Consider the following 20,952-nt stretch of genomic DNA (forward strand, 5'->3'; position numbering starts at 1 on the left):
AGCCGGAATTCGCGTCGTCGAGATCAGCGACCAGTTCACGCCCATTGGTGGACGGGTACTCGCCGAACTCGGCGCCGACGTGATTGTCGTTGAACCTCCGACCGGATCTCCACACCGGTCGCGCCCACCGTTTGCGCTCGAGGTTCCCGGGCCCGATGCCAGCCTGCGGTGGTGGGGCGGAAATGCCGGAAAGCGCTCGGTGACCATCGATCTCGACACTCCGCAGGGGATGATTGCGCTGCAGCGCCTGATCGCGCGCGCCGACATTGCAATTTCGGGGGCCGGGCCAGTGGGCGATGGCCCGCTTGGCTACGTCAAGACCGCGGCCAATAACCCGTCGTTGATCTGGGTAGCGGTCAGCCCGTTCGGCCTGAACAGCGCCCGAGCCGACCAACCGGTCACCGACCTCACCATGCTCGCCGGAGGGGGGCCGGTGTGGAACTGCGGCTACGACGACCATTCACTGCCACCGATCCGCGGTGCCGGCGAGCAATCCGCAAACATAGCCGGAATGTACTGCGCCATCGGAGCATTGGTTGCGCTTGCCCATCGTGACCAGACCGGCGAGGGGCAACTGGTCGACGTCAGCGTCAACGCTGCCTGCAATGTCAGTTCCGAGCAGGTGACCTACCACTGGCTGGTCAACAACGAGACATGCGTTCGACAGACCGGTCGGCATGCATACTTCACGCCGAGTCAGCGGACCCAAGTTCTTTGCGCAGACGGCGCGTACGCCACCACCGGCGTGTTGCCCCGGAAACCACACGAGTTCGCCAACCTGCTGGCGTGGCTCACCGAGCTCGATCTAACCGACGAGTTGCCCGAGGCCGTGTTCCTGGAGCTGGCCGCCTCGCGCGACGCGCCGGTGGACATCGCGCAGATCGGCGCCGACGACGAAACCACCGCGATCCTGACGGCGGCCCGCGAGGCGCTCACTCTGATCGCCTCGCGATTACCGGCCAAGGCGTACTTCCTGGAGAGCCAGCGCCGCGGATTCCCAGCCGGAGCGCTGCTGTCGCCTGACGAGGCATTCGAGGACGAACACGTCGCCGCCCGTGGGTTTAAGGTGCCGGTGCGCCACCCGGAGTTGGGGGAAACCTTCAACTACCCGGGCACACCGTATGTGTTCAGTGCCGCGCCGACGTCCACCCTGACTCGCCCGCCTCTGGTTGGCGAACACAACGCACTGCTCGACGAAATTGTCGACGACACCACATGAGCGGCGGCCACCGACTCACTCACATCGGACTATGTGTCAGTGACATTGGCCGGTCAATCGGATTCTATTGCGAGGCTCTCGGATTCGACGAGGTCAGTCGAATGCACGTCGAAGGGCCTGAGACAGCACAACTGCTAGACGTGCCCGGACTGGTGCTTGACCTTGTTTACCTGCAGAGGGACGGATTCCGCCTCGAGTTGCTGAGCTACGCGGCGCCGGGGGTTCACGGGAATGTCGAGCCGCGGCAGATGAACGCGGTGGGATTTAGCCATCTGTCGTTTCGCGTCGACAACCCCGACGAACTCATCGCGCGGATCGAGCGCTCCGGGGGGCGGGCACGACCCGAACGGACGGTGACATTCGAAGGTGGCAACCGCGGCCTGATGGCCACCGACCCCGACGGCAACTGGCTGGAGTTGATTGAACACCGCCCTAGACAATGATCAACTGATCACAAAACGTTCGATTGTTCAGTCAAATGATAGAGTCATGGCTGTGCCGGCCACCAGTGAGCTGATGTATTCGCCGTTCTCTAAGGCGATCTTCGACGATCCGTACCCCGTCTACCGGCGACTGCGCGACGAGGCACCGGTCTACCGGGATCCCGAGGACCGCTGGTGGGTGCTGTCCAGATTCGACGACGTCTCGCGGGCACTTCGGGACTGGGAGACGTTCTCGTCCAAGCTGGGTCCGGCACCGGAGAATCCCGACAACGACGGCCGCAAATACTCCGTGATCTCGATGGACCCCCCTCGCCATGACCGTATTCGCGGTGTCCTCAAGGGCTTCTTCACGCCAAAAGCGGTCGCCGCGATGGAGTCCGCCCTGCAAGCGGTGGTCAACACCCATCTTGACCGGCTGCGCCCCGGAACCACCGTCGACGCCATGGAGGCCTTCGCGTTCTCGGTTCCCACCGACGTGATCGGCGACCTGCTCGGCGTGCCGCACGGCGATCGTGCGCAGCTGCGCGTTTGGTGGGAAGCCTTCCTGACGCGCGAGGAAGGCGAAGTGGTCATGCCGGCCAAGGCCATCGAAGCGAATCGGATGATCAGCCAGTACATCGGCGACCTCATCGAACGACGCCGTACCGAACCCGGGGACGATCTGATCAGCATCGTGCTCCAGGCCACCTTCGACGACCCCGAGGCCGGCGGTGAGCGCTCGTTGACCGCGCACGAGGTGCTCATGTTCTGCAACCTGCTTTCGGCCGCGGGGTCGGAAACCACTCAGAAATTGATCTCCAACGGCTTGGTGGCCCTCGCGGAGCATCCCGACCAGTGGCAGCGAATTGTCAAAGACCGCAACCTTATTCCCGTAGCCGTCAACGAGGCACTTCGTTATGACACCCCGAGTCATTGGGTGGCCCGCACGCTGACGCGGCCCATTGAGCGGCACGGTGTCACCATGAACGCCGGAGACTGGGTGCTGCTGCTCCTGGGCAGCGCGAATCGGGATGAACGTCGATACAAAGACCCCGACCGTTTCATCATCGGGCGGCCTCGCGGCACCGACGTCTATTTCGGCTGGGGAATCCACATCTGTCTTGGGCAGTGGCTGGCGCGCCGGGAGGCGCAACTGGTGTTCGAGTACATCGCCAAGAAGTTCCCGAACTACGGCATTGGGGCGCACGAGCGGGTGCTCACCGCGACCGTGCGCGGCTACACCCGCGTGGAGATGACCCTGCGCTGACCATGGACATCGCCTTCACCGACGAGCAGCAACTGCTGCAGGACACCGCCACCCGGCTGGGGGAGAGCCTCGCCGTCACCGGCCCCGAACAACTGCCTACCGATGCGGCGCTCGACGCACAGTGGCGCCAGGTTGTGGAACTTGGTGTGCCGACGCTGCGTTCGCCTGCCTTGTGCGGACTCGCGGCCAGCGGCGTGGAGACCGCCATCGTCATCGAGCAGCTGGCGCGAGCCCTCAGCGCCGTACCGGTGATAGGCCAAGCGGTGCTGGCCACCGAGCTTTTAGAGGCTGCCCGTGCCGAGGAGGAACTGCAGCTCGTCGCGGACGGAAGCCTGCGGGTGGCGCCGGTGCTGACGATGGACTTGGCGGGATTTGCAGCGGCGAATCAGCCAGGAGTGGCATTCGACGCGGCGGGTGCTACCCACGCACTACTAGCGGTCCGAACGGATGCTCAACGCAAGCTCGTCTGCGCGCCGCTTGATGGTGACAAGGCAGCTGCCCTCGACCTGACCCGCGTGTTGCGCCGCACACCAGCCGATTTGGCGGCTTCGGCAGGCGCGACCGGGGAGCCCATCAGTGATGAGCGCTGGCAGCGGGTGGAGTCGCTGGCCATGACCGCGCTCGCCGCCGACCTTGTCGGCGTCATGCAAGGTGCGCTCGACGATGCGGTGCGCTACGCCGGCGAACGCGCGCAGTTCGGAGTCAAGATCGGCTCATTCCAGGCGGTGGGACATCTGCTCGCGGATGCCCTGGTACAAGTGGAAGGCGCCCGCAGCTGTCTGTGGTACGCCGCGTGGGCGATCGACCAACTGCCGGTTGAGGAGGCGCGGTTGGCAGCGATGACGGCGAAGGCATACGCCGCCGCGGCGGGCCGCGAGGTGGTGGAGACGACCGTTCAGGTATTCGGCGGCATCGCGATCACGTGGGAGCACATCTCGCATCTGCGGCTGCGTCGTACGCTGCTGGACCGGCGCGTATTCGGTGACGAGGTGGCACACTATGACGCCATCGCAGCGATGCGGTTGGCCAACCGGGAGTTGGCGTAGCGATGGACTTCAACGACAACGCGCCCGAAGCGCAGTTCCGCGCCGAGCTGAGGCAGTGGCTTTCCGAACACGCCGCGGACGCTTCGATCCCCGAGGATCCCGCCGCCCGCGCTGATGCGCAAAACGCTTGGCATCAAACGCTTTACAAAGCCGGGTACATCGGACTCTCCTTCCCCGTCGAGTATGGAGGGCACGGCAAGGCGCCCATCTACGAGGCGATACTCAACGACGAACTCGGCCGTGCCGGCGCCCCGCCTATTGAGGGGGTCGGCCACCTCAGCAACGCCTTGCGGTTGTTCGGTACGGACGAGCAACGGGACACCCTGCTGCCCGGGCTGTTGTCCGGCCAGGTGCGGTGGTGTCAGGGATTCTCCGAACCCGAGGCTGGATCCGACCTAGCGGGCCTGAAGACCCGCGCCGAGTTGATCGAGATCGAGGGACATCTGCGGTTCCGCGTCAATGGCCGCAAGATCTGGACCAGCTTCGGGGCCGTGGCCGACTGGTGTTTCCTGCTGTGCCGCACTGAGCCCGACGCCCCCAAACACGCAGGTATTTCGGCGCTTCTGGTACCGATGTCGACGCCAGGAATCCAGGTCCGCCCGATCGTCAACGCCGCGCGCAACCGTGAATTCACCGAGGTCACGTTCGACGACGTGGACGTACCTATGGCCAATCTGCTAGGTGAGCGCGGCCAGGGCTGGTCCATCGCCAGCCAATTGCTGGCCTACGAGCGCGGTCCCGGCGACATCAACTGGGTCAGCCGACTCTCGACACAATTGCGGCGGCTAGAGAACGACATCCGGACCGGCTGGCTCCTCGACTCACCCGCGGCGCGGGCCCGGCTTGGGCGGGCCTACGTGGAGTTACGCGCTCTCCAGATCAAGGTTCAGCGGTCACTCACGGAGCGCCAACACGGAAAACTTCCGGGCCCGGAGGGCTCGGTCGACAAGCTGCTCATGGCCCGGGCGGACCAGTACTTGGGCCACACCATGATGGATTTGTCCGCCAGCGGCCCTCTTCTCACGGAGGGCCTGGAATGGGACATCTACCTCTGGTCGCGCGCCGCCGGCATCTACGGGGGCACTGCGCAAATTCAACGCAACATCGTCGCGCAGCGGGTGCTTGGACTGCCACGCGCCTGAGCAGGTGCCCGTTACCCCGGCCCGGCCTCGGTCAGGTGTCTGTACGCCTCTTTGAGACCGTTGAGCCGCCTTTCGAGGATCTCGTCGCCCGCATGGGCCCCGCTGAGTTTCGCGCTGACCTCGGCAATCTCCGCGGAGAGCCGTTCGGCCGCTTCACCCTTGGTGAGCAAGTCTTGGTCGGCCCAGTCGTCATGGGGGATGCGCTCATGCGAGTCCATCGTCTCTCCTCAGTGCACCAGTGGTTTGAGCCTAGGTGGAGATCGGCGCTATAGTCAGTTAGGCATAAAGTGTTTAGTTGTACTGTAACGCATGAATCGGAAGAGTTGAGGACTGGACGATGCCCCTGCAACCATCGATGAAGCTTCTGTCGGTCGACGATCACCTCATCGAGCCACCCCATGTCTGGATCGACAGGCTGCCGAAGAAGTACATCGATCAGGGTCCTCGCATCGTCGACTTCCCGCGCGAGGGTGCTCCGCCCATGCAGCAGTGGGTCTATGAGGGCCGACCGTATCCCAACATCGGGCTGAACGCGGTCGCGGGCAGGCCCCCGGAGGAGTTCGGCGTCGATCCGATCCGCTACGCCGACATGATCCCTGGATGTTATGACCCGAAGGCCCGCTTGGCCGATATGGACATCGATGGTGTCCATGGGATGTTGTGCTTTCCGTCATTTCCCCGATTCTGCGGCACGGTCTTCCTCGAGGGGGAGGACAAGGACCTGGCGCTGCTGGGCGTCAAGGCTTGGAACGACTTCTCGCTCGATGAGTGGTGCGCTACAGATCCCGCCCGTTTCATCCCTATGGCGATCACTCCGCTGTGGAATCCAGCGCTTATCGTCGCCGAAATCGAGCGAGTGGCGGCCAAGGGAGCCCGGGCGATCGGCCTCCCGGATAACCCGACCAACCTCAAGCTGCCCAGTTATCACACCGCGTACTGGGAGCCGGTGTGGTCGGCGTTGGAAGAGACGAATCTGACGGCGGTGATGCACTTCGGCAGTGGCGGATTCCCGCCTCAGACGGCGCCGGAGGGGCCGTTCGCGGTGATGATCACGTTGATGGGCACCACATCGATGGCCGCGGCCACCGAGCTCATCTTCTCGCCGGTGTTCCATAAGCATCCAAACCTCAAAGTGGCGTTCTCCGAAGGCGGCGTCGGCTGGATGCCCTACCTAGTCGAGCGCGCGGATTACGTCTGGCGCAAACACAAGTACTACCAGAACATTCACCCGACCGTGGCGCCGTCGGAGCTGTTCCGGCGCAACATCTCCGGATGCTTTATCGAAGACGAAGTCGGGATGGCAATGCGGCACCAGATCGGAATAGACAACATCACGTGGGAGTGCGACTATCCGCACTCCGACTCGTTCTGGCCCAAGAGCCGAGCGCGCGCCGAGGAAATGCTGGCCGATGTACCCGACGAGGAAGCTGCCAAGATCGTCGAGCTCAACACTCGGCGCTGGTACGCATTCCCGGAGGAGGGCTTCAAGTCCTGCACGGCGGACTCCGGGTGGCGCCCGAACGACGGCAACCCAGCCGACTATGACTACGACGAGGTCATGGCAAGTCATGGCGGGGTCGGCATGGAGGCCTTCATGAACAAGATGGAGGAGCAGAAGGCTCAGAAGCTTTGAGCCGTTAATCGACCGGAACGGCGATTTCGGTCGGATTGTCGCGTCCGCGCAACACTTTGGAGTCGATGACGCGCCATCGCCGCCTCTCCGACTCGTCCGCCCGGCTCAGCGCCGCACCCGACGCTGCGACACCACCGGACAGCTTGGCGACCTCGGTCAGCCGCGCCGCCTCGTTGACCGGGTCTCCGATCACCGTGTACTCGTACCGGTTGGGGTCGCCAATGTTGCCGGCCACCGCCGTTCCGGCCGACACCCCAATGCCGACCTCGATGTCCTCGTTCGACCGGTTGAGTCGGATCTTGAGCTCACGCGCTGTCGTGAGTGCGTCCGCGGCCGCCCGGGCATTGGCGTTCGGGGCGCCGAAAACCGCAAGGGCGGCATCGCCTTCGAACTTGTTGATCAAACCGTTGTGGCGTTCCACGACGTCGATCACCACGGCGAAGAACTGGTTGAGCATGATCACCAGTTCGTCGGGTTCTAGTGCGGTGGCCAGTCGTGTCGAACCAACCAGATCGACGAACAACACCGCGACTTCGCATTTCTCACCGCCCATTTCGGTCTCGACGCCGTTGCGGGCGACTTGCTCCGCCAGGCGCGCTACGTCACGGCCGACGTGCCGACCGAACAGATCGCGGAGACGTTCACGTTCGCGAAGTCCGCTGGCCATGGTGTTGAAGCCGGCCTGCAGCAGCCCGAGCTCAGAGGCGTCGAAGACGGGAACGGATGCGTCGAAGTCACCCCGCTCGACGTATTGCATACCCCGCCTTACCTCGTCGATCGGGTCGGCGATGGTCGACGCGTTGAAGGCAGCGATCACCAGGCCGCAGGCCATGGCGCACCCCCCGAGTACGAGAACGAGAAGCGCAAGTCGATGCGCGGAGTATTCGACGAACAACGCGCTCTCGGCAACCAGCATGACCATCAGCGTCGGAACTCCCGTTCCTATCACCCAGGCGCTCACGGCGCGCAACCGAAGGCCCGGCCCCCGCGGCCGTGTCGGCGGGTTGTCGGTGAGCAACCTGGCCGCCGTCGGCCGCAGTGAGATCCTGCACATCCAATAGGCCAGTGCCGTTGTCACGATGGCACCGAGCAGAATTGACACTCCCAGCGTCGCGGCCAGCCACGGTGTCTCGAGGTTGATGAGCACAAAAACCGCAGCCGCCGCCGACCATACGGTCCCGTGGACCACCGCCATCCTCATTGGGATGGCCAGGACGACGCGGCGCACAGTGACATCGTTTGCCCCCGCAGGCAGGCTCATCCAGACGTACGCCCATAACCCGGCCAAGGGCAAGACGGTGCCGGAGTAGCACAGTGCTGCAACGATATTGACCAACATCACATGGTGTTTGCTCAGCGCCGCACCTGTGGGCAAAGCCCAGGCGGTCAGTGCTGCGATCAGCGCCGAGCCCGTGACAGTCGGGACGATCGCCCCTGAAATAACCAGCGATCTGCCGGTGCGAGCGAACGGCAGGCGACGTGGGGCAAGCGAGGCTTTCACGGTGGCGGCGGGGCGATGCTCGACTTGTGCAGCCAGTTCGCAATGCTGATCAGTCGTCCCGATGATGCGAGCGTCATGAATAGGGTGCGGGCATCGGCGCTCAATGCGACATTGGTGGTCATCGGGTCGTCGGCGGGAATCGCACCGAGAAATTCGCCGGTCGGGGAAAAGACGGTGACCCCGCCCGTCCCCAGGGTCGCGACGAGGATTCGGCCGGCGGGGTCCACGCACAGCCCGTCGGCCCCCCCAACGTTCAGCGGGCCGCCGCTCGGCACCGTCGCCAGACCCCGCGCCCGGCCCACCACGCCCGGTCCGTCGAGCGTGAATTCCCAAATCCGGCGCGTGCGCGTCTCTGCCACGTACAGCGACGAGCCGTCAGGTGACAACGCGACCCCATTCGGCATCTCGAGCGGGTAGATAATTTCGCGCAGGTCACCGTCGACCGTGCCATAGAGGAGTCCGGTCACGCTGCGGATGCGGCTCTGCACGGTACCTGCGTCGGTCAGATAGAAGCCGCCGTGGCTGTCAGCGCAAATGTCGCTGGGCCGCACCAGAGGCAGCTTCTTACCGGAACGCGTGCTGAACTCGGTAGCGAGCGTGTTGACGCTACCGTCGGATTCGATGATTTGCAGCGCGGGGGCAACGGGTTGGTCGGGCGGACCTATCGGCCGGAAGAGGTTCACGCAGCCGTTGAAGTCGTACGGCCACGGCCCGACCCCAAACTTCGACCCGCCGTTCTGACACACGATCAACCGACCGTCGGGGAGTTTGACCACGCCGTTGGGTCCGCCACCCGTGTGGGCGACTGTCTCGGTAGCCCCATCGGGGTGGACTCGAGTGATCCGGCCGGCCGCCATTTCGGACACCACAACGGAGCCGTCATCCAAGGCGATCGGACTCTCCGGGAAGGCCAACCCGTCGGCAAGGCAGCGGCTCATCGCGGCTGTTTTCTATCACGTTGCGGTACAACGTGTTTCGTTGCATCGCTCCACCAAGCGACGAAAGCCGGATCGGCCAGCGGCAGGTCTCCGACGCCGGTCTGATTTCGCGGCCAGTCGGCGGCGCTTTGCGTCAGCGGTGACGTGGGCCTGTTCACGCCGTACAACAGCCGATGCCGGCGGTGCAAGAAACACCACCGCTCTTCGTGTTTCTCGTAGCGGTCCTCATACTTGATGAGCTGTTCGATGAATCCCTCGGCGTGCGTATGCGCGAAGCACTGCGCCCAGACCTGCCCGTGTGCTCGGTCCTCGGTTTCGAGCTCGATGAGGTGGTTGGCGACCAGAATGACCGCGAACACGCTGGCGTCGAGGCTGTCGGACATGAGACGGCGCGCGCCGTCGCGACCCTCTCCATAATCACCGAACCGCGCGTGCGGAACGAACAGGTCAGCCATCGCGTCGACATCGCGGGTTTCGATCGCGGTGGCGTAGCGGAACGGCAGTTGGCGAATCTCCTCGCGCGCCAGCATGGCTTGTACGGCTGGATCGATCGTGACCACCGAATCCTCCTCCTCCGCCACAGTTATTTGTCGATGTTTTCCAACGTGTGCATGGGATGAGTCATGAACGGATGCATGGCGTTTGACTTCTTTAGGGCGGTATCACGTGATGGAGGTCGGCTGGCCGAGGATGTAGTGCCCGGTCTGGGGATGGTGGTACCAGCCCCCAGCCGCTGCCGTACCGCCGTCGACATGCAATGTCTGTCCAGTCACGTATGCGCTGAGATCGCTGGCGAGGAAGACTGCCGCGCCGGCCATTTCGTCGACGTGGCCGGCTCTGCCCATCGGCACCATGAATTCGGCGTGCTCGGCCCCGGCAGGGGCCATCTTCGCGAGGCTCTCGGTCAGCGTGAAGTCGGGAGCCAGTCCGTTGACACGGATACCGTGCGGCGCGAGTTCGAGCGCAGCGGTTTTCGTAAAGTTCACGACCCCGGCCTTGGCCGCGGCATAGGCGGCAAACCCGGGCGCCGCCCGCACCGCCTCGATCGTGCTGACGTTGATGATGCTGCCGCCGGTGCCAGCTTCGACCATTGCGCGCGCGACCCGTTGAGTGCACAGCAAAACCTGGGTGAGGTTGATGCGGATCAGTGCGTCCCACCCGTTGGGAGAGGTTTCGAGCAGACCAGACCAAAAGACTCCACCGGCATTGTTCACCAAGAGGGTTGGGGTTCCTAACTTCTCGACGGTGGCGGCGAGGGCGGCATCAACCTGCTCAGCGTCGCGAACGTCGGTGACGCACCCGAGGCCGTCGATTTCCTGGGCCGCGGATGTCGCCGTCTGCGGGTCCCTCTCCCAAATTGAGACCTTTGCGCCGAATTCAGCGAACGCTGCGGCAACGGCCCGGCCGATGCCGGCCCCGCCTCCTGTCACCACGGCTACCCGGCCGTCCAGTGACGCGGCGTCGCGGTGCAGCGTCACTCGCTTTCCCTCACGCGAATCGGACTAGTAGCCGTATCCACACGCGTGACAGATTAACACTGAGTGTTCTATTATCCAATAATACCGTGGGGGTCGCGCCAGTCGCAGAATGTCCTGCGGCTTGTACCGGGTGCCGGTCGAGCAGCTGGCTCGTCGAATGACGATGGAGGAGCAGATGCAGCGTCTGAACGGCAAGGTGGCCGTGATAACCGGCGCGGCCCGCGGACAGGGCCGCAGCCACGCCGTCCATCTTGCCGATGAGGGCGCCGACATCATCGCGCTGGACATGTGCGCCAACATCGAAACCAACGAGTACCCGCTTGCTACCAGGGAGGATCTGGACGAGACGGTCAAGCTGGTCGAAAAGTCGGGTCGCCGCGCGGTTTCGGCGGTCGTCGACGTTCGCGACCGTGCTGCACTGAAGAAGGCAATGGACGAGGCCGTCGCCGAGTTGGGCGGTCTCCATGTCGTTGTGGCGAACGCCGGCATCTGCCCGCTGGGCAACAATGTCCCGTCACGGGGTTTCATCGACGCGTTCGACGTCGACTTCGTCGGCGTGGTCAACGCCGTCCACGTCAGCATGCAGCACTTGCACTCGGGCGCATCGATCATCGTCACCGGCTCCATCGCCGGACTGGTTCCGCAAAAGGACCTGGCCACCGGCGGTGGGCCGCAGGGCCCGGGCGGCGCCGGCTACGGGCTGGCGAAGAAGATGCTGTGCGAGTACACGAAGGGGCTGGCCCTGACACTGGCACCCGAGCAGATCCGGATCAACACCGTGCACCCGACCAACGTCAACACCGGGATGCTGCATAACCTCCCGATGTACCGGACGTTTCGTCCGGACCTGCCCGAACCGAGCCGCGAGGACGCCGAAATCGTCTTTCCGATCCTGCAGGCGATGCCCGTCCCGTGGATCGAGCCACATGACGTCTCCCACCTGGTGGTGTACCTGGCGTCGGACGAATCCCGTTATGTCACCGGACAGCAAATATTCGTCGATGCCGGCGCGGGATTGAAACTTGGCCTTTAGCAGCGGCATTCGCCAGCTGGTCCTCACCGTCCACGGAAATCGGGATCGCGTCGTTCGAGAAAAGCAGTCACACCTTCGGCTACGTCGTCGGTCGCGGCCACCTGTTCCACCAACAATGCCTCGGTTCGAAGTGCGGCGTCACGATCTACGTCGAGTGCTTGGTTGAGCATTGCCTTGGCCGCCGCCAGCGCACGCGTCGGACCTTTGGCGAGCCGCCGCGCCCATGCGGCCGCCACTTCCTCGAGGTCGCCGTCGGCGACCACCTTGTTGACCAAGCCGATCCGATGGGCTTCGGGAGCGGACAGCTCCTCGCCGAAAAACAGCAGCTGCTTTGCGATATTGAAGGGCACCTTGCGGGCCAGCAGATAGGCGGCACCACCGTCGGGCGCGAGCCCTCGCCGTGTGAAAAGCTCGATAAGGCAGGCGCTTTCGGCGGCCACGATGAGGTCACAAGCGAGCACCATGCTCGCGCCCACCCCGGCGGCGATGCCGTTGAGCGCACACAGCACCGGCTTTTCGCAGTCGAGCAATGCGGACACCACCGCCTGAGAACCGGTACGCAGGATGCGGGCCGCGTCGCCCGCAATGCGGTCCTTTTGAGGCTGCATTCCTGGATCATGCAGATTCGGTCCGGTGCAGAAGTGTCTGTCGCCGCGACCGGTGAGCACCACCGCCCTGATGTCAGGATCGCTGGACGCGGACTGAAGGTTCTCAATCAGGCTTCGCTGCATGGCACGCGTCACCGAATTGCCGGCGTCCGGACGGTCCAACACCAGCCAGCGCACCGCGTCTTGTGTGTGCGCCGCAAGGTCGGGGGTCACGGCCGGATCGGCACGCTGGCGGGCCCGCGCACCGAATTGGTGTGCACGTAGGTCACCGCGTCTTCATCGACATCCCAGGCGGGAAAACGCTTCAGTGTCTCTTCCAGCGCAACTCGGGCCTCGAGGCGGGCCAGCGCCGCGCCCAGACAGAAGTGCGAACCGTGACCGAAGCTGATGTGACGGATCCCCGCGCGTTCGACGTCAAGGACGTCCGGGTTCTCGTATTGGCGTTCGTCGCGGCCCGCGGATCCGGTCAGCAGAGCTACCCGCGAGCCCGCGGGAATGATGGTGCCGTTGTAGGTGACATCGCGGTTCGTGTAGCGGCCCTGTACGGGCGATGGGGCGTCGTAACGCAGCAGTTCCTCGACGGCGTTGCCGATCAGTTCTGGTCGGTCCACCAGCTTGGCTCGTTGATCGGGGTAGTTCGCGAGTGTCAGCGCGGCCCATCCCAGCAGGCGCGCAACCGTCTCATTGCCGGCGACGTTGATCATCGCGATGAACATCAGCACTTCACGATCGTCGAGGCGACGGGTCTGGCGGCCCTCCTGCACGAGGTCGGAGGTCATCAGATTGCCGACGATGTCGTCGCTCGGTGTGGTTCTGCGGCGCTGGATCTGGTCGGCGTAGTAGCCGAGCAGCTTGATGTTGGCCTGCTGGCCGTCCTCGCTGAGCTGGGTTGTGCCCTCATCGCGGTGGAGCTGGGCATCCGACCACTCGCGCAGGTTGTCGTGATCTTCTTCGGGAAAACCCAGCAGCGAGCTGATCACCATCACCGGTAACTTCATCGAGAAGTCACGCACATAGTCGAAGCCATCGGTGCCGACGAAGGCATCCAAATAATGGCTGCACAGCGTGCGGACACGGTCCTCGAGTCGGGCAACCTCGGTTCGGAAAAAGGTGCGATTGACCATCTTTCGCAGTGCGGTGTGGTCGGGCGGATCCATCATGATCATCGCCCTGGGCGACGGCCACGGTTGCTCGCTGATGGCATCCAGGGTGATCCCGTGCTCCGACGAGAACGTCTCGGTGTCCAGCGACGCCTCCAGCACATCGGAGAACCGGCTGAGCGCGTAGAAGTCGTACTCTTCGTTGTAGTAGGTCGGCGCTTCGTCGCGCAGCCGTTTCCAGACGGCGTAAGGGTCCTTGTGCAACGCGCGATCGAACGGATCCCAACGTAGGTCTGTTGTCGTCATCGGCACCGTCCTTTCCTGAAGAACAGTAATACATTATCTGTATAGTTGCACCATGCGGTGGTGGACCGCCCGGTGTTGAGGAGGAAGAACCGAAGTGGAAACGCGAGAACTCGAGCACGTGATCTACCAGAAGGACGGCCCGATCGCGCGGATCATCCTGAACAATCCTGACGCCGCCAACGCGCAGAGCTCCGAAATGGTCCATAGCGTCAACGCGGCCCTCGACGACGCGCAGTACGACTACGACGTCAAGGTGGTCATCATCAAGGCAAATGGCAAGGGATTCTGCTCTGGACACATCCCCACCGGCGCGTACCCGGAGTTCAAAGCCGAGCTGGAAGCATCGGGGAAAGTGTGGCGTTCTGCCGCGCAATTGTTCCTGTGGCCCGTCCTCAAGTTATGGGAGTTCCCCAAGCCCGTGATCGCCCAGGTGCACGGCTACGCGATCGGCGGGGGTACGACCTGGGCGCTGATTCCCGAAATCACCGTCTGTTCCGAGGATGCGTGGTTCCAGATGCCTCTGGTGCCCGGATTCGGGCTGCCCGGTGCCGAAACGATGTTCGAACCGTGGGTGTTCATGAACTACAAGCGGGCGGCCGAATATTTGTACACGGCTCAGCGGTTGACTGCCGCGCAAGCACTCGAGTTTGGTCTGGTGAATCGAGTGGTGCCCGCCGATCAACTCGAAGCCACCGTCGAGGAACTCGCCGCGAAGATCGCTACGGCGCCGCTGATCACGTTGCAGGCGGTCAAATCAGGCGTCATCCGAGCATGGGAGACCATGGGTTTCCGCACGCATCAACAGGCCAGCAACGACCTTCAGGCGGTGGTGACCGGAAGCAAGGAGTTCCAGCAGTTCGTCGCGGAGCTGATGAAAAAGAGTTCCAAACCCAGCGAGCGCATCTGACCATGCCGCTTCAACCGATCATCCGGTTTGGCGGGGACGAGGACACCGAGTCTCTTCGGGCGTCGGTGCGTGATTGGCTGGCGCACAACCTGTCTGACGAGTTCCGCCGGACTGCGGCCAATCCCGACTATCTGCCTCGCGATGCCCACGAGCGCGCGGTCATGTTCTGCAAGGCGCTGCACGAGCAGGGATGGTTTGTGCCGCACTGGCCGGCCGAGTACGAGGGCGGAGGGCGCGGTGTCGTGGAGCAGGTAGTCATCCGTGAAGAGCTCGCGTATGCGGGCGCACCATTGGTGAACACGAACGGGGTCAACATGTTGGCGCCGATATTGTTCAAATTCGGCACGCCGGAACAGAAGGCGGAGCATCTGCCTGCCATCGCGCGCTCGGAACGTATGTGGGCGCAGGGCTATTCGGAGCCGGAAGCCGGCTCGGACCTGGCGGCCTTGCGGATGACCGCGCGGCGGGACGGCGCCGATTACGTCCTGGACGGGCAGAAGACGTGGACAAGCAACGGCGTGCTCGCCGATTGGATCTTCGTCCTGGCCCGTACGTCGCCGGTGGCAGGCAAGCGCCAGGCCGGAATCTCATTCTTTCTCGTCGACCTGGAGACGCCAGGAATCACCCGTCGACCCATCAGGTCGATGACCGGCTATCCCACATTTGCCGAGGAGTTCTTCGACGGTGTTCGGGTTCCTGCGGCCAACCTTGTCGGGGCCGAGGGGGAGGGGTGGACGGTCGGGAAGGCACTGCTCGACGTCGAACGGTCGAATATCACCAGGGCCGCACAGGCTCAGCGTTATCTCGACGAGCTGATCGACTGGTGCCGCGCGCAAAAGGGTTCGACACATGACCCACTGTCCGATCCGGCCAATCGCATTGCGCTCGCTCGCGCCGTCGAACGCGTCGAGGTTGGCCGCGCCCTGTCGTATCGGGTTGCACACCTCCAGGCCGAAGGTGCCCTGGATCCCGCACTGCCGTCGTTATCCAAGCTGTATCACTCCGAATTGACCGCCGAATTGCGGGGACTTGGCGCGCAGATCCTCGGGCACGCAGGCGAACTCATGCCGGATGATGCGGACTCGGTGCTCGACGGCCACTTCTCGGAGGGGTTGCTGCTGTCTCTCTTACACTCGATAGGCGGAGGCACCAGCGAGATTCAGCGAGATCTGATCTCGACGGTCGGCCTGGGCATGCCCCGCTGAAATCAGGAGTAGGCAGCTCGTCCCTCGGCGGACGCGGAACGTTGCTGCGCCACGGTCGCCATTGCCAGCTCAAGCGGATGGAATGCGGCAAGCTGGCCGCTCTCGGCCGAATTGATCAGCCGTTTGGTCATTTCCACCGCCCCCGCATCGGCTTGCGTGAGCTCATCGGCAATAGACAGCGCACACGCGATCGCCGAACCTGGCTCTACCACGTCGGTCACGAGTCCTAGCCGTTCGGCCTCGGCGGCCGATAGCCGTATGCCGCGTAGCAATAGGGACGCCGCGCGGTGCCGGCCCAGCTGTTGCGTGAGGCGCCAGGCCAGGCCGCCGTCGGGTACCACCGCGCGTGCCACGAACGGCGCGGCGAAGTAGGCATCGGACGCGCAGACAACTAGGTCGCACGACAGCGCCAGACTCCAGCCGAGGCCAATTGCCGCGCCTTCAACCGCCGCGATGGTCGGCGCCGGGACGGCTTTGAGTTGTTCCATCACCCGTTGCGCGTGCTCGACGCGGCCCGCGGGCCCCAGCGGCCCGCTGCCACGGGCGGGTCCGGTCTTCAAATCGCCTCCGGAGCTGAAAAATCCGCCCGCGCCGGCCAAAACCACACCGCGGGCGCCGTACGCTGCGATGCCACCGAGTGCGATCGATAGCTCGGTCCACGATTCGTAGCACAGGGCATTACGCTGGCGCGGCCGGTCCAATAAGACCACAGCGATGCCGTCGCGCTCTTCGTAACGAATTAGCGGAGCGTCCGCGTTAGCATCGTCGACCATCGGATCACCCCTACCGGTTCAGAAACTTGTCGATAGCAGCCCGGTGCTCGGGTGTGGTGAAACACTCTGTCTCAGCCGATATCCCATACTCGAGGATGCCCGTGATCGCGCGTTGGGCATGCAGATTCAACGTTCTTTTCGTGTCCTGCACCGCGCGCGGCGGCAGCGCGGCCAGGCGGTGGGCCACCGCCAGGCCCTCCCGTTTGATCTGTTCGTGCGGTACCACGCGGTTGGCTAAGCCCAGCTCGACCGCCTTGTCCGCTTTAATGCGTTCACCGAGCATCAGGTACTCCTTGGCTTTCAGCAGGCTCATCAGCAAAGGCCACAGAACCGATCCGCCGTCACCGGCAACCAGTCCGCTCGCTACGTGAGTGTCAGCGAAGAACGCCCGGTCTGACATCAACACGATGTCGCATAACACCGCGATGCTGCACCCGAAGCCGACCGCGGGCCCGTTGACAGCCGCGACTACCGGCAGTGGAAAGTCGATCATGTCGCGCACGATGCGTCGGGCGTCTCGCATTCCGGCGCGGCGTGTGACCGGGTTGTTGACATGGGTTTCCAGCCATTCCACCAAGTTTCCGCCAGCGGAGAAGTAATCGCCGGTGCCGGTGATCAGCACCGCCCGGGCGTCGGGGTCTTCGGCCAGGGTGGCCCACAGCCGGGTAAACGCGGTGTGCATCTTATTGTTGACCGCATTCGCGTTGTCGGGGTTGTTCAACGTCACGATCCGGACGGGACCGTCTGCGGCCACGAGGATTTCGTCGCACCCGGTCAGCTCTGGTGTGCCAGCAGGTAGCTCGGTCATCGGTGATCAGTCGCCATCTCGTTGTGGTAGCCAGGCCGGTCGACGCGTCTGCACGAAGGCCTCGCGGTCATTGTTCACCGGCCATTCGGGAGCCCTTTTCTGCAGGAATGCCGTGAAGGCCTCGATCTGTTCGGTGGTACCGATGGACGACCAGTAGCCCGTGACATCCACGGATGGCAACGCACGCGCCATCTCACGCTTGACCGCCGCCCGCGCAGCCGGGCCGGTCTTTCTGACTCGTTCGAGCAAGGCGTCGACTTCCGGTCGCAAGGAGTCGTGCGGCACCACCTTGCCAACCAGACCCAACCGCTCGGCCTCTTGCGCATCGATCCAATCATTGCCATAGACAAGGTGATTGGCTCTCAGTGTCCCCAGCCGCTGCGGCAGCCGGGCGGCGACGAACGCCTCGTACACGCCGCGGGTGAGGTCCGGAACCCGGAAACGGGCTCGATCGGATGCGACGACCAGATCCGCGAACAGCGTCATCACCAAACCACCGCCGAGGGCAATCCCGTTTACCGCGCAGACAACGAGTTTCGGTATCTTGCCGAGTGTTTCGAACGGCGTCCCGTCGTATGATTCGGTGAATGCGTCCCACGTCCGGTCCGGGTTTCCCACCGCGTTCATGTCCCCACCTGCGCAGAATGCCTCGCCGGTTCCGGTGAGCACCAGGAAGCTCAAACCCGGCTCGTCGGCGACGATCATCGCTGCCCGCTTGATGCCGTGGTAGCCGTCTGCGGTGACGGCATTCTTCTTCTCGGGGCGGCTAATCGTGACGGTCAGCGTGTCGCCCTGGATACGTCCGATGAGCTCTGGGGTGCCGAGGTCGACGTCGACCGATTCTGGGAGCGCGGTCACTGTTTCCCGATTACTGCGAGAAGTTCACCAACACTGTAGGTTTCGCCAACACTGACCTTCCAGGCCACTACTCCGCTAGCCGGCGCCTCTATGTCCATTTCAACCTTGTCCGTGGCGATCTGATAAAGCGGGTCGCCCTCGGAAACGTGGGCGCCCTCCTCCACGTAGAGGTCGGTCACCTCCGCTTCGGTGATTGCGTCCCCAGGTTTGGGCATCCGCACCTCGATCACACGATTCTCCTGACGGCTTGGACGAGTTGTGCAGCGTCCGGACGGCAGGCTGCTTCCAGGGTGGCCGCACGCGGCACCGGGGTATACGTGCCGGCCACGCGTTGAATGGGGCTCACCAGCACGCCGAACAGCTCGGTGCCGACGGCGGCGGCGATTTCGGCCCCCGGTCCGCAGAATCCGACCGACTCGTGGGCCACCACCAGGCGCCGGGTCTTGCGGGCCGATCCGAGCACCGTCGTCAGATCCAGCGGTACCAGCGTCCGCAGATCCACGACCTCGACCGAAACGCCCTCGGTGTCAAGCTGGTTGGCCGCATCGAGCGCGGCATGGACCATGGTGCCGTACGTACAGATCGTCACATCGGTACCAGCCCGTTTGATGTCGGCCTGCCCGAGTGGAATTACATAGTCGGCGGTGGGCACGGGCCCCTTACCGCCTCCGTAATAGAGCTTCATCGACTCGATGAACAGGCACGGATCATCCTCTGCCAGGCAAGCATTGAGCAGGCCCACGGCGTCGGCGGCGGTACTCGGCCAGACGACCTTGATTCCGGGCGTGTGCATCGCCCAGGCTTCGAACGCTTGCGAGTGTTGCGGTCCTGCGGCTGTGCCCACCATGGCGCGGATGACGAGTGGTGCGCCCTGCCGGCCACCTGACATGTACCGGATCTTCGCGGCGTGGTTGGCGATCTGATCCATGGCCACGCCCAGGAAGTCCATGAACATGAGCTCCGCCACCGGTCGCAGCCCGCCTAGTGCCGCACCGAGGGCCGCGCCGATGATCGAGGACTCGGCGATCGGGGTGTCGCGCACCCGGTCGGTGCCGTATTTGGTGGACAGCCCGGCGGTGATCTTGAACATGCCGCCGCCCGCGGCATCCGCGATGTCTTCGCCAAGCAAGATGATCGACTCATCTGCCGCCATCGCCCGGTCGAGGGTGCGGTTGATGGCCTGCACCAGACCCAGGTTTTCGGTCTCACCGTCCGGCACCGCGGCCGGCCGCCCGGCTGGCGGCACGGCTATTTCGGTGCCGCGCGCGAACACGTCGATGGTGAGTTCGCCGCCCGGGGGAGGATCCGCGTCGCGCGCGGCCGAGAACGCCGCATCAATCTCGGCGATCAGGTCTGCATCGATCCGATCGAGCTCATCCTCCCCGGCGGAACCGTCGTCGATAATGCGCCGTCGATATCGCGCCAAGGGAGGGTCGGCCCGGCGTGCCGCGAGCTCATCCGGGTCGGCGTAGGACATCTGGTCGCCGAAGTAGTGGCCTTGCAGGCGGTAGCCGACCGCCTCGACGAAGGTTGGGCCCTGGCCAGATCGGGCACGCTCAGCGGCCTCGGTCACCGCGGCATAAACCGCGACAGGATCGTCTCCGTCGACTGTGGTTCCCGGCATCGAGTAGCCAGCGGCGCGATCGGAGAGCCGAGCCGAGCGGGTGTAACCAGCCACCGGCGTGGATTCCGCCCACGCGTTGTTCTGGCAAAAGAAAATCACGGGAAGTGACCACAGCGCCGCCAGGTTCAGCGCCTCGTGCAGGTAGCCGATACTCGTTGCGCCGTCGCCAAAGCTCACCAATACCACCTGCCCGGTGGCCTTCAGTGATGCGGCCAACGCGATGCCGTTGGCGATCAGCGGTCCCGCCCCGACAATGCCGGTGGTCCACGCAATGCCGTGCTCCGGGTCGAAAATGCCCATCGCTCCGGCCTTGCCTTTGGACAAACCCGTGCTCCGGCCCAGAATTTCCGCGAAATACTTCGGCAGGTCAACGCCCTTGGCCACGACATCGCCGAGCCCGCGGTAGGTGGTGACCAGTTGGTCGGAGTTCGACAGTGCCAGCGTGGCTCCGGCCGACATCGCCTCCTGGCCGTCCACCGGCCAGTAGCTCATAGCGATCTCGCCGGACGACAACCCCTTGCGTACCCGCTCATCGCTGTGGTGCACCTTGCTCATCAGGCGGTACAGGGCGAGGCTGAGGTCGCCGCCCACCGTCTCGATCTCGGCGTCTACTTGTGTAGCCATCACTACTCCTTCGTGACCTCCGCCTAACCGACGAGTCTACAATATGACGAAATATGTTCAATCGTTCTATCGGATGGTCTGACGTGTCACGGCATGGCCCGCAGCTGCTCTGCGAGCAGCATTCGGTCGAAGTAACACCGTTCCAAGATGAGGTCGGGGCCGCGGAAGCCAAACAGATTGATGCTGAGCATGTCGACCGGAGTGCCCGGCGCAGTGGTCCTTGTCTCGACGATCAACCCATCGTTGCCGTGGTAAACGGCCTCGGCAGAATACTGCAGCAACGGCAGTGCCGCCCACTGCTGCTGTAGCATCGCGCGTACCGCCTCGTCGCCATCGAAAATCATTCCGGTAGGGATGATTTCGTAGCGCGGATAGCTGAACGTGGCCATCGCTCCGTCCAAGTCGCGCGCATTTTCGGCGGCAATGTGTCTCATTACCAACTCCTCGCGAGACAGCTGCT

Annotated in this window: 22 protein-coding genes; 9 read left to right on the plus strand and 13 right to left on the minus strand. The window is 64.0% G+C overall.

Annotated elements, in window-relative coordinates; genetic code table 11:
• Positions 1 to 7: 7 nt before the first annotated feature.
• The 5 genes from A5688_RS21305 to A5688_RS21325 are packed head-to-tail and all read left to right on the plus strand — an operon-like array spanning position 8 to position 5,096.
• Positions 8 to 1,219, plus strand: a complete 1,212-nt coding sequence (locus A5688_RS21305; RefSeq protein WP_278185191.1) for a CoA transferase — start codon at positions 8 to 10, stop codon at positions 1,217 to 1,219.
• The gene (locus A5688_RS21310) at positions 1,216 to 1,662 is read left to right on the plus strand and encodes a VOC family protein (RefSeq protein WP_067910395.1); all 447 of its coding nucleotides are present in this window, start codon (positions 1,216 to 1,218) and stop codon (positions 1,660 to 1,662) included. Before A5688_RS21305 ends, A5688_RS21310 begins: the two co-directional genes overlap by 4 nt.
• A gap of 46 nt (positions 1,663 to 1,708) precedes the next feature.
• The gene (locus A5688_RS21315; protein WP_067830678.1) at positions 1,709 to 2,908 is read left to right on the plus strand and encodes a cytochrome P450; all 1,200 of its coding nucleotides are present in this window, start codon (positions 1,709 to 1,711) and stop codon (positions 2,906 to 2,908) included.
• Between the two features lie 2 nt (positions 2,909 to 2,910).
• A complete protein-coding gene (locus tag A5688_RS21320) occupies positions 2,911 to 3,954 on the plus strand; it encodes an acyl-CoA dehydrogenase family protein (protein ID WP_067910392.1) in 1,044 nt (347 codons plus the stop codon).
• Positions 3,955 to 3,956: 2 nt separating this feature from the next.
• Positions 3,957 to 5,096: an acyl-CoA dehydrogenase family protein gene (locus tag A5688_RS21325; protein ID WP_067830669.1), complete on the plus strand. Its 1,140-nt coding sequence runs from the start codon at positions 3,957 to 3,959 to the stop codon at positions 5,094 to 5,096.
• 11 nt (positions 5,097 to 5,107) lie between these two features.
• Here the strand turns inward: A5688_RS21325 and A5688_RS21330 are convergent, their stop codons facing one another.
• On the minus strand, positions 5,108 to 5,314 hold the full coding sequence (locus tag A5688_RS21330; protein WP_067910389.1) for a hypothetical protein: 207 nt from the start codon (positions 5,312 to 5,314) through the stop codon (positions 5,108 to 5,110).
• A 119-nt stretch (positions 5,315 to 5,433) separates the two neighbouring features.
• Here A5688_RS21330 and A5688_RS21335 point away from each other — a divergent pair, with 119 nt between their 5' ends.
• Positions 5,434 to 6,729, plus strand: coding sequence for an amidohydrolase family protein (locus A5688_RS21335; protein ID WP_067830664.1), 1,296 nt, complete (start codon positions 5,434 to 5,436; stop codon positions 6,727 to 6,729).
• A gap of 4 nt (positions 6,730 to 6,733) precedes the next feature.
• Here A5688_RS21335 and A5688_RS21340 read toward each other — a convergent pair whose 3' ends face one another.
• The 4 genes from A5688_RS21340 to A5688_RS21355 all read right to left on the minus strand — a co-directional run bounded on the left by A5688_RS21340 (position 6,734) and on the right by A5688_RS21355 (position 10,646).
• Positions 6,734 to 7,918 carry an adenylate/guanylate cyclase domain-containing protein gene (locus A5688_RS21340; protein ID WP_165607493.1) on the minus strand — a complete coding sequence of 395 codons (1,185 nt, stop codon included), beginning with the start codon at positions 7,916 to 7,918 and terminating at the stop codon, positions 6,734 to 6,736.
• Between the two features lie 308 nt (positions 7,919 to 8,226).
• On the minus strand, positions 8,227 to 9,168 hold the full coding sequence (locus tag A5688_RS21345) for an SMP-30/gluconolactonase/LRE family protein (RefSeq protein WP_067910386.1): 942 nt from the start codon (positions 9,166 to 9,168) through the stop codon (positions 8,227 to 8,229).
• Complete coding sequence (locus A5688_RS21350; RefSeq protein ID WP_242660270.1) at positions 9,165 to 9,728, minus strand: nuclear transport factor 2 family protein; 564 nt, start codon at positions 9,726 to 9,728, stop codon at positions 9,165 to 9,167. The genes A5688_RS21345 and A5688_RS21350 overlap by 4 nt, the downstream gene beginning before the upstream one ends.
• 102 nt (positions 9,729 to 9,830) lie before the next feature.
• On the minus strand, positions 9,831 to 10,646 hold the full coding sequence (locus A5688_RS21355; RefSeq protein ID WP_067910383.1) for an SDR family NAD(P)-dependent oxidoreductase: 816 nt from the start codon (positions 10,644 to 10,646) through the stop codon (positions 9,831 to 9,833).
• Between the two features lie 175 nt (positions 10,647 to 10,821).
• On the opposite strand from A5688_RS21355, the gene A5688_RS21360 reads away from it, so the two are divergent.
• Positions 10,822 to 11,679 carry a mycofactocin-coupled SDR family oxidoreductase gene (locus A5688_RS21360; protein ID WP_067830990.1) on the plus strand — a complete coding sequence of 286 codons (858 nt, stop codon included), beginning with the start codon at positions 10,822 to 10,824 and terminating at the stop codon, positions 11,677 to 11,679.
• A gap of 23 nt (positions 11,680 to 11,702) precedes the next feature.
• Here the strand turns inward: A5688_RS21360 and A5688_RS21365 are convergent, their stop codons facing one another.
• Together A5688_RS21365 and A5688_RS21370 are read right to left on the minus strand one after the other, a co-directional pair.
• Positions 11,703 to 12,464 (minus strand): enoyl-CoA hydratase/isomerase family protein, encoded by a 762-nt coding sequence (locus A5688_RS21365; protein ID WP_067910554.1) that lies wholly within the window; start codon positions 12,462 to 12,464, stop codon positions 11,703 to 11,705.
• Positions 12,465 to 12,496: 32 nt separating this feature from the next.
• Positions 12,497 to 13,693: a cytochrome P450 gene (locus A5688_RS21370; RefSeq protein ID WP_067830640.1), complete on the minus strand. Its 1,197-nt coding sequence runs from the start codon at positions 13,691 to 13,693 to the stop codon at positions 12,497 to 12,499.
• A 94-nt stretch (positions 13,694 to 13,787) separates the two neighbouring features.
• Between A5688_RS21370 and A5688_RS21375 the strand changes: the two genes are divergently transcribed.
• Positions 13,788 to 14,600, plus strand: a complete 813-nt coding sequence (locus A5688_RS21375) for an enoyl-CoA hydratase-related protein (protein WP_067830637.1) — start codon at positions 13,788 to 13,790, stop codon at positions 14,598 to 14,600.
• Between the two features lie 2 nt (positions 14,601 to 14,602).
• Positions 14,603 to 15,805, plus strand: a complete 1,203-nt coding sequence (locus A5688_RS21380; protein ID WP_067910379.1) for an acyl-CoA dehydrogenase family protein — start codon at positions 14,603 to 14,605, stop codon at positions 15,803 to 15,805.
• A gap of 2 nt (positions 15,806 to 15,807) precedes the next feature.
• Here the strand turns inward: A5688_RS21380 and A5688_RS21385 are convergent, their stop codons facing one another.
• The 6 genes from A5688_RS21385 to A5688_RS21410 all read right to left on the minus strand — a co-directional run bounded on the left by A5688_RS21385 (position 15,808) and on the right by A5688_RS21410 (position 20,926).
• Positions 15,808 to 16,578, minus strand: coding sequence for an enoyl-CoA hydratase/isomerase family protein (locus tag A5688_RS21385; protein ID WP_067910376.1), 771 nt, complete (start codon positions 16,576 to 16,578; stop codon positions 15,808 to 15,810).
• Positions 16,579 to 16,588: 10 nt separating this feature from the next.
• Complete coding sequence (locus tag A5688_RS21390) at positions 16,589 to 17,386, minus strand: enoyl-CoA hydratase/isomerase family protein (RefSeq protein WP_067830610.1); 798 nt, start codon at positions 17,384 to 17,386, stop codon at positions 16,589 to 16,591.
• 6 nt (positions 17,387 to 17,392) lie between these two features.
• Positions 17,393 to 18,244 carry an enoyl-CoA hydratase/isomerase family protein gene (locus A5688_RS21395; RefSeq protein ID WP_067830598.1) on the minus strand — a complete coding sequence of 284 codons (852 nt, stop codon included), beginning with the start codon at positions 18,242 to 18,244 and terminating at the stop codon, positions 17,393 to 17,395.
• Positions 18,241 to 18,474, minus strand: a complete 234-nt coding sequence (locus tag A5688_RS21400) for a lipoyl domain-containing protein (protein ID WP_082955086.1) — start codon at positions 18,472 to 18,474, stop codon at positions 18,241 to 18,243. Before A5688_RS21400 ends, A5688_RS21395 begins: the two co-directional genes overlap by 4 nt.
• The gene (locus A5688_RS21405) at positions 18,471 to 20,492 is read right to left on the minus strand and encodes an alpha-ketoacid dehydrogenase subunit alpha/beta (RefSeq protein ID WP_067910373.1); all 2,022 of its coding nucleotides are present in this window, start codon (positions 20,490 to 20,492) and stop codon (positions 18,471 to 18,473) included. Before A5688_RS21405 ends, A5688_RS21400 begins: the two co-directional genes overlap by 4 nt.
• Positions 20,493 to 20,578: 86 nt before the next feature.
• Positions 20,579 to 20,926: a nuclear transport factor 2 family protein gene (locus A5688_RS21410; RefSeq protein WP_242661383.1), complete on the minus strand. Its 348-nt coding sequence runs from the start codon at positions 20,924 to 20,926 to the stop codon at positions 20,579 to 20,581.
• Between the last annotated feature and the right edge of the window lie 26 nt (positions 20,927 to 20,952).

Source organism: Mycobacterium mantenii (assembly GCF_001667865.1).
Classification (GTDB): domain Bacteria; phylum Actinomycetota; class Actinomycetes; order Mycobacteriales; family Mycobacteriaceae; genus Mycobacterium; species Mycobacterium mantenii_A.

Coding starts and splice junctions, on each gene's coding strand:
- A5688_RS21310 (WP_067910395.1), top strand. CDS start 1,216: ATGAGCGGCGGCCACCGACTCACTCACATCGGACTATGTGTCAGTGAC.
- A5688_RS21315 (WP_067830678.1), top strand. CDS start 1,709: ATGGCTGTGCCGGCCACCAGTGAGCTGATGTATTCGCCGTTCTCTAAG.
- A5688_RS21320 (WP_067910392.1), top strand. CDS start 2,911: ATGGACATCGCCTTCACCGACGAGCAGCAACTGCTGCAGGACACCGCC.
- A5688_RS21325 (WP_067830669.1), top strand. CDS start 3,957: ATGGACTTCAACGACAACGCGCCCGAAGCGCAGTTCCGCGCCGAGCTG.
- A5688_RS21330 (WP_067910389.1), bottom strand. CDS start 5,314: ATGGACTCGCATGAGCGCATCCCCCATGACGACTGGGCCGACCAAGAC.
- A5688_RS21335 (WP_067830664.1), top strand. CDS start 5,434: ATGCCCCTGCAACCATCGATGAAGCTTCTGTCGGTCGACGATCACCTC.
- A5688_RS21345 (WP_067910386.1), bottom strand. CDS start 9,168: ATGAGCCGCTGCCTTGCCGACGGGTTGGCCTTCCCGGAGAGTCCGATC.
- A5688_RS21360 (WP_067830990.1), top strand. CDS start 10,822: ATGCAGCGTCTGAACGGCAAGGTGGCCGTGATAACCGGCGCGGCCCGC.
- A5688_RS21370 (WP_067830640.1), bottom strand. CDS start 13,693: ATGACGACAACAGACCTACGTTGGGATCCGTTCGATCGCGCGTTGCAC.
- A5688_RS21380 (WP_067910379.1), top strand. CDS start 14,603: ATGCCGCTTCAACCGATCATCCGGTTTGGCGGGGACGAGGACACCGAG.
- A5688_RS21385 (WP_067910376.1), bottom strand. CDS start 16,578: ATGGTCGACGATGCTAACGCGGACGCTCCGCTAATTCGTTACGAAGAG.
- A5688_RS21390 (WP_067830610.1), bottom strand. CDS start 17,386: ATGACCGAGCTACCTGCTGGCACACCAGAGCTGACCGGGTGCGACGAA.
- A5688_RS21405 (WP_067910373.1), bottom strand. CDS start 20,492: ATGGCTACACAAGTAGACGCCGAGATCGAGACGGTGGGCGGCGACCTC.
- A5688_RS21410 (WP_242661383.1), bottom strand. CDS start 20,926: ATGAGACACATTGCCGCCGAAAATGCGCGCGACTTGGACGGAGCGATG.